The following is a 14333-nucleotide window of genomic DNA, read 5'->3' on the forward strand; positions in this document are numbered from 1 at the left end:
GCATGAGCAAGGATTTTATTGTTGTAAAAGGTGCTAGAGCACATAATTTGAAAAATATTGATGTAACCATTCCGAGAAATCAGCTTGTTGTTGTAACGGGATTGTCTGGTTCGGGTAAATCATCATTAGCGTTCGATACGATTTATGCAGAAGGGCAACGCAGATACGTAGAATCGTTATCTGCGTATGCACGCCAGTTTTTAGGACAAATGGATAAGCCGGATGTGGATACGATTGAAGGATTGTCACCAGCGATTTCGATTGATCAAAAAACGACGAGTCGTAACCCGCGTTCAACGGTTGGAACGGTAACGGAGATTTATGATTATTTACGTTTATTATTTGCGCGAATTGGTACACCAATTTGTCCAAATCACGGAATTGAAATTACATCACAAACAGTAGAACAGATGGTAGACCGTGTACTCGAATATCCGGAACGTACGAAATTACAAGTGTTAGCTCCTATCGTGTCAGGACGTAAAGGTGCGCATGTGAAAGTGCTTGAAGATATTAAGAAACAAGGCTATGTTCGTGTACGTGTTGATGGTGAAATGCTTGATGTATCTGAAGAGATTACGTTAGATAAAAATAAGAAGCATTCTATTGAAGTCGTAATTGACCGTATTGTTGTAAAAGAAGGAATTGCAAGTCGTCTTGCTGATTCACTTGAAAGTGCATTAAAGCTTGGCGGGGGACGAGTGTTAATCGATGTTATGGGAGAAGAGGAACTTCTATTTAGTGAACATCATGCTTGTCCGCATTGTGGTTTTTCCATCGGAGAATTAGAGCCGCGCATGTTCTCGTTCAATAGTCCGTTCGGGGCATGTCCTTCTTGTGATGGACTTGGCTCAAAGTTAGAGGTGGATTTAGAGCTTGTCATTCCAAACTGGGATTTAACATTAAATGAACATGCGATTGCTCCTTGGGAACCGACAAGTTCACAATATTACCCACAACTTTTACAATCTGTATGTAATCACTACGGCGTTGATATGGATATGCCGGTGAAAGATATACCGAAAGATTTATTTGATAAGGTGTTGTATGGAAGCGGTGAAGAGAAAGTTTACTTCCGCTATGTAAATGAATTTGGGCAAGTAAAGGAAAATGAGATTTTATTTGAAGGTGTTATCCCAAATATTGAACGTCGTTATCGTGAGACGAGTTCTGATTATGTTCGTGAGCAAATGGAGAAATATATGGCAGAGCAAGCTTGTCCGAAGTGTAAAGGCGGACGCTTAAAGCCGGAGAGTTTAGCTGTTTTCGTTGGTGATAAAACGATTGCTGACGTAACGAAGTATTCTGTTCAAGAAGTACAGGAATTCTTCTCGAATGTTGAGTTAACGGAGAAACAACAAAAAATTGCTCATTTAATTTTAAGAGAAATTCAGGAGCGCGTTGGGTTCTTAGTGAACGTTGGTTTAGATTATTTAACGTTAAGTCGTGCGGCTGGTACTTTATCAGGTGGTGAGGCGCAGCGTATTCGTCTAGCGACACAAATTGGTTCTCGTTTAACGGGCGTACTTTATATTCTTGATGAGCCTTCTATCGGTTTACACCAGCGCGATAACGATCGTCTGATTCGCACATTGCAGGAGATGCGTGACTTAGGAAATACGTTAATCGTTGTTGAGCATGATGAAGATACGATGATGGCGGCGGACTATTTACTTGATATCGGACCTGGTGCAGGTATTCACGGCGGGCAAGTTGTATCAGCAGGGACGCCAGCTGAAGTGATGCAAGATGAGAATTCATTAACAGGAAAGTATTTAAGTGGTAAAGAGTTTATTCCAGTTCCACTTGAAAGACGTAAAGGTGACGGACGTAAAGTGGAGATTGTCGGTGCAAAAGAGAATAACTTAAAGAATGCGAAGATGTCATTCCCACTTGGTACATTTGTAGCAGTAACAGGTGTATCTGGTTCTGGTAAAAGTACGATGATTAATGAAGTGTTATATAAATCATTAGCTCAAAAGCTATATAAAGCGAAAGCGAAGCCAGGAACTCATAAAGAAATTAAGGGTCTTGAGCATTTAGATAAAGTTATTGATATTGACCAATCACCAATCGGTCGTACACCACGTTCTAACCCAGCAACGTATACAGGTGTATTTGATGATATTCGTGATGTGTTTGCGCAAACGAACGAAGCGAAAGTGCGCGGATATCAAAAAGGACGTTTCAGCTTTAACGTAAAAGGTGGCCGTTGTGAAGCTTGCCGCGGTGATGGAATTATTAAAATCGAAATGCATTTCTTACCAGATGTGTACGTTCCGTGTGAAGTTTGTCACGGCAAACGTTACAACCGCGAAACGTTAGAAGTGAAGTATAAAGATAAGAACATTTCTGAAGTATTAGGGATGACAATTGAGGACGGGGTAGAGTTCTTCGCCAATATACCGAAAATTAAACGTAAACTTCAAACGCTTGTAGATGTTGGGCTTGGTTATATGAAATTAGGACAGCCAGCAACGACATTATCTGGTGGTGAAGCACAGCGCGTGAAATTAGCTTCTGAATTACACCGTCGTTCAACAGGACGTACGTTATACATTTTAGATGAACCAACGACTGGCTTACATGCACATGATATTGCGCGTCTTCTAGAAGTATTGCAGCGCCTTGTTGAAAGCGGAGAGACGGTTCTTGTAATTGAACATAATTTAGATGTTATTAAAACAGCTGATTATATCGTTGACCTTGGACCAGAAGGTGGAGACAAAGGTGGGCAAATCGTTGCTTCCGGAACGCCAGAACAAGTAGTGAAAGAAGAACGCTCGTATACAGCTAAGTATTTAAAAGAGATTTTAGATCGTGATAAAGCAAGAATGAAAGAGAAGATAAAAGAAGTAGAGTTATCGCAATAAGTTTATTAATGAAAACCGAGTGGGAATGACACTCGGTTTTTATTTCATAGGGGGAAAAATGGAGTTTATAGATGTTTTAAGAAAGAAAAATATGAAGGTGAGAGAGTTTCAAAGTTGGGGTGTATATTTTCGCAAGCGCTGGGAGGATTGTTTTGCAAATCATTTAAGTGATAAAGAAAAAGAAGATATTTTTCTTTATGAGGATAAGTATGTATGTGGTTATCTTTGGCACATATTTAGTTATGAGAAAAAGAAGCGTTTAGAAGGAACAGAAGCAGAGAGAGCGTTTCATAATGAAGTGAAAAAGGAGTGTTATATATTCTATCAACATTGTGATGAAGTACTTCTCATAAAAGATGCGAGCTTATTACGTATGGATGATATATTACGGGGTACGGATGATTTTTTAAGAGGTGATATCTATATTGTAGATAAAGATTTCACTTGGACCTTGGTGAAAACGCATGAACATGGATGGTGTGGTCCTTATTTCGCAAGGAAGTGTTAGTAGGTATACAAGCATGAAGGGTAGAATAAGTTGATACAAAGGTTTATAGGATACTTGCGTTTATTATCTATTAGCGTATGATGAAATATATATGTTAAAAGGATGTGTAAGAAAATGAGATGGATTGTATCACTTCTTGTAAATAGCGTTGTGTTAATCGCTGTATCGGGACTTTTAAAAGGGGTTGCACCAGATGCATTTTACGTAGCAAATATACAAACTGCAATTATTGCGAGTATTATATTGGCGGTTTTAAATGTGTTCGTAAAGCCGTTTTTAATTTTAATTACGCTACCAATTACTGTTGTAACGTTCGGTTTCTTCCTAATTGTTATTAATGCGATTACGTTAAAAATGGCAGATTCATTATTAGGAGATGCGTTTAATATATCTGGATTTGGTGTAGCGATTGTCGCGGCAATTTGTATTTCTATTTTTAATATGATTATTGAAAAGGCAATTGTCGAACCGTTATATGAAAAAAAGAGAAAATGACAAAAAGAAAAACATTTCATCATTCGTATGAAATGTTTTTTTCTATTTATTAGAAACCGTGTTTCTTGTTTTAAGAAAAAAATGGTACAATATCCGTTAGAATGGGATTTTACATCAAATGAGACTGAACCCGCAGCGGAGTGGAGGTTTATACATATGCCGAAAGTAAGGACAAAGGATTTAATTGAACAATTTCAATTGGAGTTAGTAAGTGGTGAAGAGGGAATTCATCGTCCGATTGATACAAGTGATTTATCACGACCTGGAATTGAAATGGCCGGATTTTTTACATATTATCCAGCTGATCGTGTGCAACTTCTTGGGAAAACGGAGCTTACGTTCTTTGATACGTTAACGCCAGAGCAAAAGCAAGTGAGAATGAAAGCGCTTTGTACTGAGGAGACACCTTGTATTATTGTAACTCGTAATCAAGATGTGCCAGATGAGTTATTACAAGCATCACGTGAATCAGGTGTGCCTTTATTACGTTCTGCTCAAACGACGACGAGATTATCAAGTCGTTTAACTAACTATTTAGAAGGTAAGTTAGCGCCGACAACAGCAGTTCATGGTGTGTTAGTTGATATTTACGGCGTTGGTGTTTTAATTACAGGTCAAAGTGGTGTTGGTAAAAGTGAGACAGCACTTGAGCTTGTAAAGCGTGGTCATCGCTTAGTCGCTGATGATAGCGTAGAAATTCGCCAAGAAGATGAGGACACATTAATAGGAAGCTCCCCTGATTTGATTGAGCATTTATTAGAAATTCGTGGTCTAGGTATCATTAACGTAATGACGTTATTCGGTGCGGGGGCAGTGCGAAATTATAAGCGTATTACACTTGTTATTAATCTTGAAATTTGGGATCAAAAGAAAAATTATGATCGCTTAGGTCTTGATGAAGAGAAGATGAAGATTATTGATACAGAACTTACGAAGATTACACTTCCAGTTCGTCCTGGTCGAAACTTGGCTGTTATTATTGAAGTAGCAGCGATGAACTTCCGTTTAAAACGTATGGGAGTCAATGCAGCACAACAGTTCTCTGAACGATTAATGAGTGCGATTGAGTTAGGAAATCAAGAGTAAACTCTGGAGAGGGAGGTCATACATATGCTGTTAGGTTCTGTACCACAGCTTGACCGTATAGCAATCCAGCTCGGACCGTTCCCTGTTTATTGGTATGGGGTTATTATCGGTACAGGTGTGCTATTAGGTCTTTGGCTAGCAACTCGCGAGGGAGAAAGGCTAGGTATTCCAAAAGATACATTTATTGACCTTGTATTAATTGCAGTACCAATCGCTATTCTTTTCGCGAGAATGTACTATGTCATTTTCGAATGGGAATATTATTCGCAAAACCCAAGTGAAATTATTAGAATCCGTCAAGGTGGTTTGGCGATTCATGGTGGTTTAATTGGGGCTGTTATTACAGGGATTCTTTTTGCGAAACGACGCGGGCTTTCATTCTGGAAGCTAGCGGATATTGCTGCGCCAAGTATTTTACTAGGACAAGCAATTGGCCGATGGGGAAACTTTATGAACCAAGAGGCACATGGTGGCGAAGTAACGAGACAGTTTTTAGAAGGGCTTCATTTACCACAGTTTATTATTAATCAAATGTATATTGATGGCGTGTATTATCACCCAACGTTTTTATATGAATCATTATGGAACTTTGCAGGTGTGATTTTACTACTCGCATTACGAAAAGTGAATTTACGCCGCGGGGAATTATTCTTCACATATTTAATTTGGTATTCAGTTGGGCGTTTCTTCGTAGAAGGCTTGCGTACAGATAGTTTAATGTTAGGACCACTTCGTATTGCACAAGTAATGTCTATTGGAATTGTTGTTATTTCTATTATTTTCATTATTGTGAGACGAAAAATGGGGCAAGCTGATAAAAGATATTTAGAAAATTAGAGAAAAGTAGCATCTTATTATAAGATGCTGCTTCTTTCATATTCAGGAAAGTGAAAGGACTAGGGCGATGCAAATAAATACAGTGTTATTTGATTTAGATGGAACGTTAATTAATACAAATGAACTTATTATATCTTCTTTTTTACATGTGTTACATACATATTATCCAAATCACTATAAGCGTGAAGATGTATTACCGTTTATCGGCCCATCTTTGCATGATACTTTCAGCAAGATGGATGAAAGTAAGGTTGAAGAGATGATTACATGTTATCGCCAATTTAACCATGATCATCATGATGAATTAGTGGAAGAATATGAAACTGTATATGAAACAGTTCAAGAGTTGAAGAAACAAGGTTATAAAATAGGGATTGTTACAACGAAAGGGAGACAGACGGTTGAAATGGGACTACGGCTTTCAAAACTGGATCAGTTTTTTGATGTTGTTGTGACAATTGATGACGTGGAACATGTGAAACCACATCCAGAACCACTTCAAAAAGCGCTTGAGTTATTAGATGCGAAACCCGAAGAAACATTGATGGTTGGGGATAATCATCATGATATTGTCGGAGGACAAAATGCGGGTACGAAAACAGCTGCGGTTTCATGGACATTGAAAGGTAGAGCATATTTAGAAGCTTACAAGCCAGACTTTATGTTAGATAAAATGAGTGATTTATTACCAATTTTGTCCGGTATGAACCACTCATAAAGTTTTACTTTTTTAAGTAGAGGAGAGAATTGCGTGCGACGGACAACGCGCTATCCTGTTTCAGGAGAGAATTCATTATGGAATGTGTATAAAACGGTCTCTTTTTGGAAGGTAATGAAGAATTTTATTATCATTCAAATTGCACGTTACACACCATTTTTAACTGTGAAGAATTGGTTGTATCGTACGTTCCTACGAATGAAAGTAGGAAAAAAAACATCATTTGCACTTATGGTTATGCCGGATATTATGTTTCCAGAAAAGATCACTGTGGGTGACAATTCAATTATCGGGTACAATACAACGCTTTTAGCACATGAGTATTTAATTCGTGAATATCGACTTGGAGAGATTGTTATAGGAAATGAAGTGATGATCGGAGCGAACACGACAATCTTACCGGGGGTAGTGATTGGAGATGGCGCTATTGTCTCAGCTGGTACACTTGTTCATAAAGATGTACCAAATGGTGCTTTCGTAGGTGGAAATCCGATGCGTATTATTTATACGAAAGAGGAAATGGCCACTAGAGAAGGTTCATGCTAAAAATGTAACATTTCTCTTCGTTTTTTATGAATAAAAAGGAAATAATTGATTATAATATACTGTTTTGTTTTTTACGGAATCGTTTATACTTATAGATAGAAGAATGTGTGAGCGAAGAAAACAAAAAACTGGAGGATATATGGGGAAAAATCAAAGAATATATAAGGAGAACGGACAAGTTATCTCTTTTAACCAATTAGCGGACTTCTTTTATAAAAAAGGGATGAGGGCTTACAAAGGGCAAAAATTGCAAGATGCAATTAAATATTTTCGAAGAGCGGCACAAAGTGAGAAGGAGCCGTTTATTTTATGTCAATTAGCAACAGCATTATCTGAGGCTGGTGAATATCAAGAGTCGAATCAAATCTTCTTAAAGCTAGTTAGATCTAATCCTGAACTTGAACAATGCTATTATTTTATTGCAAATAACTATGCATATATGGGTCTATTTCAGCAGGCGAAGAAGTATGCGGAGCGTTATTTAGAAGTTGCAGAAGAGAAGGAATTCGTAGAAGATACATTAGAATTACTTGAGATTATGGAAGAAGAAGCGATGGGTGCGGAAGAGATTGAAGATGAAGATGATTTAATTGTTATGCAGGAAGAAGCGAATCGCTATATTCGTAACGGACAATTGGAAGAAGCAATTGCTACGTTAGAAATTGTTACGAAAGATTATCCGGAGTTTTGGTCGGGTCATAATAATTTAGCTATTGCGCATTTTCAATCTGGCAATGTAGATAAGGCGCTCAAGTTAACGGAAATGATTTTAGAGAAAAATCCTGGTAATATGCATGCGCTTTGTAATACGCTTATTTTTCTATATTCAATTGGAGAGCATAAACAAGTAGAAGCGTTAGCTGGGCAATTAGTCTCAGTCTATCCAATTTCATTTGAACATCGATTGAAACTTGGAACGACACTTGCAACAATTGGTCATTTCGAGCATGCCTATAAATGGTTCAAAGTGTTAAAACGTCAAGGATACGAGGGAGACGTCAGTTTTTATTATTGGTTTGCATATTCTGCGTATATGGTGAAAGATCAGCAAGTAGCTGAAAAAATGTGGCAACATGTTGTAGAATTGCACCCTGATAAAAAAGGGAAAGAACCGTGGAACGCGCTGAATTTAGCGGATGAAGGACAAAATATATTATTTGAAGAATTACAAAAGTCATTTCAGCAAAGCGCGACGCTAGAGGAACAAATGCTAGCTTTATATTTAATGAACGAATTATCTACACCTGAGAAGGTTGGATTTTTCTTTGATGCAATGCAAGCGAAAAATGGCGTTCCAATTGTATCGCAACTTGCAAAGTATTTCTTCTTACTTAATAGTCATAAGAGTATTCCTGCTGATTTACAGCAATTTGAACAGTGTGTGCGAATCGCGGATGCGTTATACAATTATACGAAAAAAGATGATGAATTAATCGAAGAGTGTTTACACTTTTGGTTTTGTACGTTTATACGTTTATATACATCCGGGGCAGTTTTTACAAACGTGTACGGTTGGTCAGCGGCAATTGAATATATTGTGCGCGGCGAACAAAAAAATAAGATGACACAGTCGGAGCTTGGAGATGTATATAATGTATCTGTAGCGACTGTACGAAAGTATGTGCAGGCTGTGAAGCGTACGCACACATAGGGTAGGCAAATCATTGGGAAAAAAATGATGCTAACAGTATAATGAGGGTAACTTAATTGTGTAGGAATGGATAGGAGTGAATAGTGTGTCAGAAGAAAAAATTTATGATGTCATTATTATTGGTGCAGGACCAGCTGGTATGACAGCTGCAGTATATACATCTCGTGCGAATTTAAGTACATTAATGCTTGAGCGTGGTATTCCAGGTGGACAAATGGCAAATACAGAAGATGTAGAAAACTACCCAGGTTATGAGTCTATTTTAGGACCAGACTTATCAAATAAAATGTTTGAGCATGCGAAGAAATTTGGTGCTGAATATGCATATGGTGATGTGAAAGAAGTCATCGATGGTAAAGAATACAAAACAATTATTGCTGGTAAAAAAGAATATAAAACACGTGCAATTATCGTTGCAAGTGGTGCAGAGTATAAAAAAATCGGTGTACCAGGTGAAGCAGAACTTGGCGGCCGCGGTGTATCATACTGTGCGGTATGTGATGGCGCATTCTTTAAAGAAAAAGAACTTGTTGTTATTGGCGGCGGAGACTCTGCTGTTGAAGAGGGTGTGTTCTTAACACGCTTCGCATCAAAAGTAACAATCGTTCACCGTCGTGACACGCTTCGTGCACAGAAAATTTTACAAGATCGTGCTTTCCAAAACGAGAAAGTAGATTTCATTTGGAATCACACTATAAAAGAAATTAATGATACAAATGGTAAAGTAGGAAGTGTAACACTTGTAGACGTAAATAGTGGCGAAGAAACAGAATTCAAAACTGACGGCGTTTTCATATACATCGGTATGTTACCATTATCAAAACCGTTTGTTGAGCTAGGTATTACAAATGAAAATGGTTACGTTGAAACGAACGAGCGTATGGAAACGAAAATTCCTGGTATTTTCGCAGCTGGTGATGTTCGCGAAAAAATGCTTCGTCAAATTGTAACTGCAACAGGTGACGGTAGTATTGCAGCACAAAGTGCACAACATTACGTAGAAGAATTATTAGAAGAACTAAAGACTGTAACAGAGAAATAAGGGATAATATACCTTTTGAGAAGGAAGCTACCGATAGGAGCTTTCTTCTTTTTTGTGAAAATGTCAAAGTTTTGTCAAAAATAATAAGGATTATAAGCTTTCTTATTGATATACTGGACTTTACGGAAAAAATCACTATAAGAAATGAGGAATTTATTCAGTATGGAATGGCGTAATATATATCGTGGATTTTGTATGGGCGTTAGTGATTTAATTCCTGGTGTGAGCGGCGGTACAATCGCTGTTGTGTTAGGAATTTATGAACAATTGCTTGCGGCAATTAGTGGGTTCTTTAGTCGTGAATGGAAAAAACATTTAGGATTTTTAATTCCCCTTGCTGCTGGTGTGGCGGCAGCGTTTTTAACGTTAAGCCATGTTATTAAATATTTACTTGAATATCATTATGAACCGACTCAATTTTTCTTCCTCGGTTTAATTATTAGTATATTACCGATGTTAATGAGAGAAGCTGATGCAAAGGCGACGTTTAAAGGTGGTCATATCGTCGTATTAATCGTTGCAGCAATTCTTGTTGCGATAACAGCATTCTTTAAGCCGGATAAGGCAGCAGATCCAATTACGACGTTAACAATTCTAAATGCAATCGGTTTATTTTTCGCAGGATGGATGGCTAGTATGGCTATGCTTCTACCTGGAATTAGTGGATCGTTTATTTTATTAATTATTGGTGTGTATCCAACAGCAATTAATGCTTTAACTACACTCAATTTACCGTTAATCGCGGTTATTGGTGCCGGTGTTATGGTTGGATTTGTTGTAAGTAGTAAAGGAATTAGTTTTTTATTGGATCGTTATAAAAGTATGACATTTGCGGCAATTATTGGACTTGTTATTGGTTCGATTGTAATTGTATTCCCTGGTATTCCAACTGGTGGATTTTCAATTGTAAGTTCAATTATTACCTTTATTTTAGGATTTGCGATTGTTACTTATTTCGGAAAGAAATAAGGGCCCTAATCCCCTTGGCGATAAAAATCGTTAAGGGGATTTTTCTATGCCATTCATTGGAAACTTAGGCATTTAGATTGCGTGTTCTAGAAAGCTTTCTTACAATTGTTTAGTATTATATGCTTAGTAAAAGAGGACTGGCTCCTTCGTTGTAGCAAACTGTTTTTGATAGTATAATAAAATGAGTATGCAGTGAGTGATTTTACTGCAAGTAGCTGAGGTGAAGGAACATGCAAAGAGTGACAAACTGTGTGTTAATTAGAGATAATGAAGTACTCTTACTCCAAAAACCTCGCCGAAATTGGTGGGTTGCACCAGGCGGGAAAATGGAGCGTGGTGAGACAGTAAGAGAATCTGTTGTTCGCGAATATCGTGAAGAAACAGGTATTTATTTAAAGAACCCAGCGTTAAAGGGGGTCTTCACTTTTGTCATCCAAGAAGGCGATAAAGTTGTTTCTGAATGGATGATGTTCTCCTTTTTAGCGACAGATTTTGCAGGAGAAAACAAACTAGAGAGCGAAGAAGGCATCATTGGTTGGCATACATTTGATAAGATTGATGATTTAGCAATGGCGCCAGGAGATTATCACATTATTGATTATTTAATTAAAGGGAATGGTATAATCTACGGTACATTTGTATATACCCCAGATTTTGAGCTGCTTTCATATCGATTAGATCCGAGTTAAACCGTCAAGGAGAGGATACGATGACAGAGAATAATGATATAAAAATGGTAATTATTACAGGAATGTCTGGAGCTGGAAAAACAGTAGCTTTGCAAAGTTTTGAAGATTTAGGATATTTTTGTGTAGATAATTTACCACCGATGTTATTGCCAAAGTTTATTGAGCTTATGGCAGATTCACAAGGGAAAATGAATAAAGTAGCACTTGGCATTGATTTACGTGGCCGAGAGTTTTTCGAACATTTATGGGGAGCACTTGATGATTTATCAGAACGTACATGGATCATTCCTCATATTTTATTTTTAGATGCGAAAGATAGTACGCTTGTAACTCGTTATAAGGAAACGAGACGTTCGCATCCACTTGCGCCAACTGGTTTGCCGTTAAAAGGAATCGAAGCGGAGCGTAGTTTATTAACAGATATGAAGGCACGAGCGAATATTGTGCTGGATACATCGGAATTAAAACCGAAAGAATTACGTGAAAAAATTGTTCAGCTGTTCTCAACGGAAACTGAGCAAGCATTTCGTGTCAATGTTATGTCATTTGGATTTAAGTACGGTATTCCAATTGATGCAGATTTAGTATTTGATGTTCGTTTTTTACCAAATCCATATTACATTCCACATATGAAGCCATTAACAGGACTAGATGAAGAAGTTTCATCGTATGTACTGAAATTTAATGAGACACATAAGTTTTTAGAGAAATTGACAGATCTCATTAGTTTCATGCTGCCTCATTATAAAAGAGAAGGCAAGAGTCAACTTGTAATTGCAATTGGATGTACAGGTGGACAGCATCGTTCTGTTACGCTTACAGAATACCTTGGGAAACATTTGAAACCAGAGTATAGCGTTCATGTATCTCATCGTGATGTGGAGAAGAGAAAGGGCCATTAAGGGATGAAAAAAGAGAGAAAACCTAAAATTGTCATCATGGGAGGAGGAACTGGACTATCTGTTTTATTACGAGGATTAAAGCAATATCCTGTTGATATTACAGCAGTTGTTACAATCGCTGATGATGGTGGCAGTTCGGGTAGATTACGTGATGAGCTGGAAATTCCACCCCCAGGTGATATTCGTAACGTGCTTGTTGCGTTATCGGATGTAGAGCCACTGGTGGAAGCTTTATTTCAGCATCGTTTCACAAATGGAGACGGGCTGAAAGGTCATGCGTTAGGAAATCTATTACTAGCAGGTATGACCTCGATTACAGGAGACTTTTTTCATGCGATTACGGAAACGAGTAAAGTATTAAATGTCAGAGGACGTGTATTACCGGCAGCAAATCAAAGTGCGGTACTTCATGCGGAACTAGAGGATGGAGAAATTGTGACAGGTGAGTCAAAGATTCCTTATTACGGAAAGAAGATTAACCGTGTCTTTTTAACTCCAGAAGATGTAGAGCCATTGCATGAAACGTTGGCTGAGATTAAACGAGCTGATTTACTTGTTTTCGGTCCAGGAAGTTTGTATACGAGTATATTGCCGAATTTAGTTGTTAACAAAATTGGGGACGCTGTTCTTGCTGCAAAAGCGAAGAAGGTATATGTATGTAATGTTATGACGCAAGCGGGTGAAACGATGGGGTATACTGCGTTTGATCATGTGCAGGCGTTGCATGATCATTTAGGTAAACCATTTATCGATACCGCAATTGTAAATAATCGTGATATTCCTTGTGAATTACGTGAGTTATATGAGGAAGAAATGTCGGGACCGGTAGTAGTGGATGAAGACCGTTTTGCTGAAAATAATATTGATGTAATTCAAGATAAATTAGCGAAGTATGATGAGCGTGTTGTAAGGCATGATACATTGAAGTTAGCTTCTATTTTATATTCATTGTTATAAATGTGCGTTGCCTCGTTTGAGGTAACGCTCCTCATTCATATAGGACAAGAATTTTGTTCCAGAGTAATAGTATAAGGAGGTGTTGACTGTGTCATTTGCATCAGAAACAAAGAAAGAGTTGACGAATCTTGAAATGAAGGAATGCTGTGAGAAAGCTGAATTATCAGCGTTACTTCGAATGAACGGATCGCTTTCTTTTTCAAACCGTCGTCTATCTATCGATATTCAAACGGAAAATGCAGCTATCGCAAGAAGGATTTATACGCTTTTGAAAAAAGGATATGACGTGACGGTAGAATTACTTGTTCGTAAAAAAATGCGCTTGAAGAAGAATAATGTATATATTGTGCGGCTTGTTGAGAAGTCTCGTGAAATATTAGCAGATCTTCATATCGTCCGCGACGACTTTTCATTTATTCGAAATATATCACAAGAATTAATTGAGAAGAAATGTTGTAAACGATCATATTTACGCGGTGCATTTTTAGCAGGTGGTTCAGTAAATAACCCAGAAACATCATCTTATCATTTAGAAATCTTTTCGTTATATAAGGAACATAATGATGCTATATGTGAACTGATGAACGGATTTGATTTAAATAGTAAGACGTTGGAAAGAAGAAAAGGGTATATTACGTATTTGAAAGAAGCTGAGAAAATTACGGAATTTTTAAATATTATAGGTGCTCATAATGCGCTTTTAAGATTTGAAGACATTCGAATTGTTCGTGATATGCGTAATTCAGTAAATCGTTTAGTGAACTGCGAAACAGCCAATTTGAATAAAACAATTGGTGCAGCGCTAAGGCAGATTGAAAATATCCGCTATATTGATGAGACGGTTGGTCTTGATATTTTGCCGGATAAACTAAGAGAAATTGCACAACTACGAAGAGATTATCAAGATGTAACATTGAAAGAGTTAGGTGAGATGGTATCCGGGGGGAAAATTAGTAAATCGGGTATTAATCATCGTTTGCGTAAAATCGATGAAATTGCAGAGAAATTACGCGCGGGGGAAACGGTAGCAAAAAAATAAGAGGGTAAAGGGGAGAGGGAG

14 protein-coding genes are annotated in these 14333 nt (G+C 37.7%); all 14 read left to right on the forward strand.

Features of this window, described 5'->3' with window-relative positions; translation table 11 throughout:
• Positions 1 to 2 precede the first annotated feature (2 nt).
• The 14 genes from uvrA to whiA all read left to right on the forward strand — a co-directional run bounded on the left by uvrA (position 3) and on the right by whiA (position 14312).
• Positions 3 to 2873, forward strand: a complete 2871-nt coding sequence (gene uvrA / locus COI75_RS09140) for an excinuclease ABC subunit UvrA (RefSeq protein ID WP_000030981.1) — start codon at positions 3 to 5, stop codon at positions 2871 to 2873.
• 58 nt (positions 2874 to 2931) lie between these two features.
• The gene (locus COI75_RS09145; RefSeq protein WP_000394322.1) at positions 2932 to 3381 is read left to right on the forward strand and encodes a DUF4275 family protein; all 450 of its coding nucleotides are present in this window, start codon (positions 2932 to 2934) and stop codon (positions 3379 to 3381) included.
• Between the two features lie 114 nt (positions 3382 to 3495).
• Entirely contained in the window at positions 3496 to 3876 is a 381-nt protein-coding gene (locus tag COI75_RS09150; RefSeq protein WP_001267315.1) for a phage holin family protein, read from the forward strand.
• Positions 3877 to 4032: 156 nt separating this feature from the next.
• A complete protein-coding gene (gene hprK / locus COI75_RS09155) occupies positions 4033 to 4962 on the forward strand; it encodes an HPr(Ser) kinase/phosphatase (protein WP_001127252.1) in 930 nt (309 codons plus the stop codon).
• Positions 4963 to 4986: 24 nt separating this feature from the next.
• Positions 4987 to 5799, forward strand: coding sequence for a prolipoprotein diacylglyceryl transferase (gene lgt / locus COI75_RS09160; RefSeq protein WP_000924227.1), 813 nt, complete (start codon positions 4987 to 4989; stop codon positions 5797 to 5799).
• Positions 5800 to 5866: 67 nt separating this feature from the next.
• Positions 5867 to 6517 (forward strand): pyrophosphatase PpaX, encoded by a 651-nt coding sequence (gene ppaX / locus COI75_RS09165; protein WP_098448329.1) that lies wholly within the window; start codon positions 5867 to 5869, stop codon positions 6515 to 6517.
• A 33-nt stretch (positions 6518 to 6550) separates the two neighbouring features.
• Entirely contained in the window at positions 6551 to 7063 is a 513-nt protein-coding gene (locus tag COI75_RS09170) for an acyltransferase (RefSeq protein ID WP_098448330.1), read from the forward strand.
• 139 nt (positions 7064 to 7202) lie between these two features.
• Positions 7203 to 8714 (forward strand): tetratricopeptide repeat protein, encoded by a 1512-nt coding sequence (locus COI75_RS09175; RefSeq protein ID WP_000517722.1) that lies wholly within the window; start codon positions 7203 to 7205, stop codon positions 8712 to 8714.
• 85 nt (positions 8715 to 8799) lie between these two features.
• On the forward strand, positions 8800 to 9756 hold the full coding sequence (gene trxB / locus COI75_RS09180; RefSeq protein WP_001288074.1) for a thioredoxin-disulfide reductase: 957 nt from the start codon (positions 8800 to 8802) through the stop codon (positions 9754 to 9756).
• A gap of 162 nt (positions 9757 to 9918) precedes the next feature.
• Positions 9919 to 10725, forward strand: a complete 807-nt coding sequence (locus COI75_RS09185) for a DUF368 domain-containing protein (RefSeq protein WP_000455206.1) — start codon at positions 9919 to 9921, stop codon at positions 10723 to 10725.
• A 230-nt stretch (positions 10726 to 10955) separates the two neighbouring features.
• Positions 10956 to 11414 (forward strand): NUDIX hydrolase, encoded by a 459-nt coding sequence (locus tag COI75_RS09190; RefSeq protein ID WP_001190083.1) that lies wholly within the window; start codon positions 10956 to 10958, stop codon positions 11412 to 11414.
• Positions 11415 to 11434: 20 nt separating this feature from the next.
• A complete protein-coding gene (rapZ, locus tag COI75_RS09195) occupies positions 11435 to 12316 on the forward strand; it encodes an RNase adapter RapZ (RefSeq protein WP_000138466.1) in 882 nt (293 codons plus the stop codon).
• A 3-nt stretch (positions 12317 to 12319) separates the two neighbouring features.
• Positions 12320 to 13273, forward strand: a complete 954-nt coding sequence (locus tag COI75_RS09200; protein WP_000712171.1) for a gluconeogenesis factor YvcK family protein — start codon at positions 12320 to 12322, stop codon at positions 13271 to 13273.
• An 88-nt stretch (positions 13274 to 13361) separates the two neighbouring features.
• Positions 13362 to 14312 (forward strand): DNA-binding protein WhiA, encoded by a 951-nt coding sequence (gene whiA / locus COI75_RS09205; protein WP_000006563.1) that lies wholly within the window; start codon positions 13362 to 13364, stop codon positions 14310 to 14312.
• Positions 14313 to 14333 lie beyond the last annotated feature (21 nt).

The organism is Bacillus cereus (genome assembly GCF_002564555.1).
Taxonomy (GTDB): Bacteria; Bacillota; Bacilli; order Bacillales; family Bacillaceae_G; genus Bacillus_A; species Bacillus_A cereus_K.

Bases quoted from the DNA above. Each gene is read 5' to 3' on its own strand.
- COI75_RS09185 (WP_000455206.1), top strand. From the start codon at position 9,919: ATGGAATGGCGTAATATATATCGTGGATTTTGTATGGGCGTTAGTGAT.
- COI75_RS09150 (WP_001267315.1), top strand. From the start codon at position 3,496: ATGAGATGGATTGTATCACTTCTTGTAAATAGCGTTGTGTTAATCGCT.
- COI75_RS09175 (WP_000517722.1), top strand. From the start codon at position 7,203: ATGGGGAAAAATCAAAGAATATATAAGGAGAACGGACAAGTTATCTCT.
- uvrA (WP_000030981.1), top strand. From the start codon at position 3: ATGAGCAAGGATTTTATTGTTGTAAAAGGTGCTAGAGCACATAATTTG.
- COI75_RS09200 (WP_000712171.1), top strand. From the start codon at position 12,320: ATGAAAAAAGAGAGAAAACCTAAAATTGTCATCATGGGAGGAGGAACT.
- rapZ (WP_000138466.1), top strand. From the start codon at position 11,435: ATGACAGAGAATAATGATATAAAAATGGTAATTATTACAGGAATGTCT.
- lgt (WP_000924227.1), top strand. From the start codon at position 4,987: ATGCTGTTAGGTTCTGTACCACAGCTTGACCGTATAGCAATCCAGCTC.
- ppaX (WP_098448329.1), top strand. From the start codon at position 5,867: ATGCAAATAAATACAGTGTTATTTGATTTAGATGGAACGTTAATTAAT.
- COI75_RS09190 (WP_001190083.1), top strand. From the start codon at position 10,956: ATGCAAAGAGTGACAAACTGTGTGTTAATTAGAGATAATGAAGTACTC.
- COI75_RS09145 (WP_000394322.1), top strand. From the start codon at position 2,932: ATGGAGTTTATAGATGTTTTAAGAAAGAAAAATATGAAGGTGAGAGAG.
- hprK (WP_001127252.1), top strand. From the start codon at position 4,033: ATGCCGAAAGTAAGGACAAAGGATTTAATTGAACAATTTCAATTGGAG.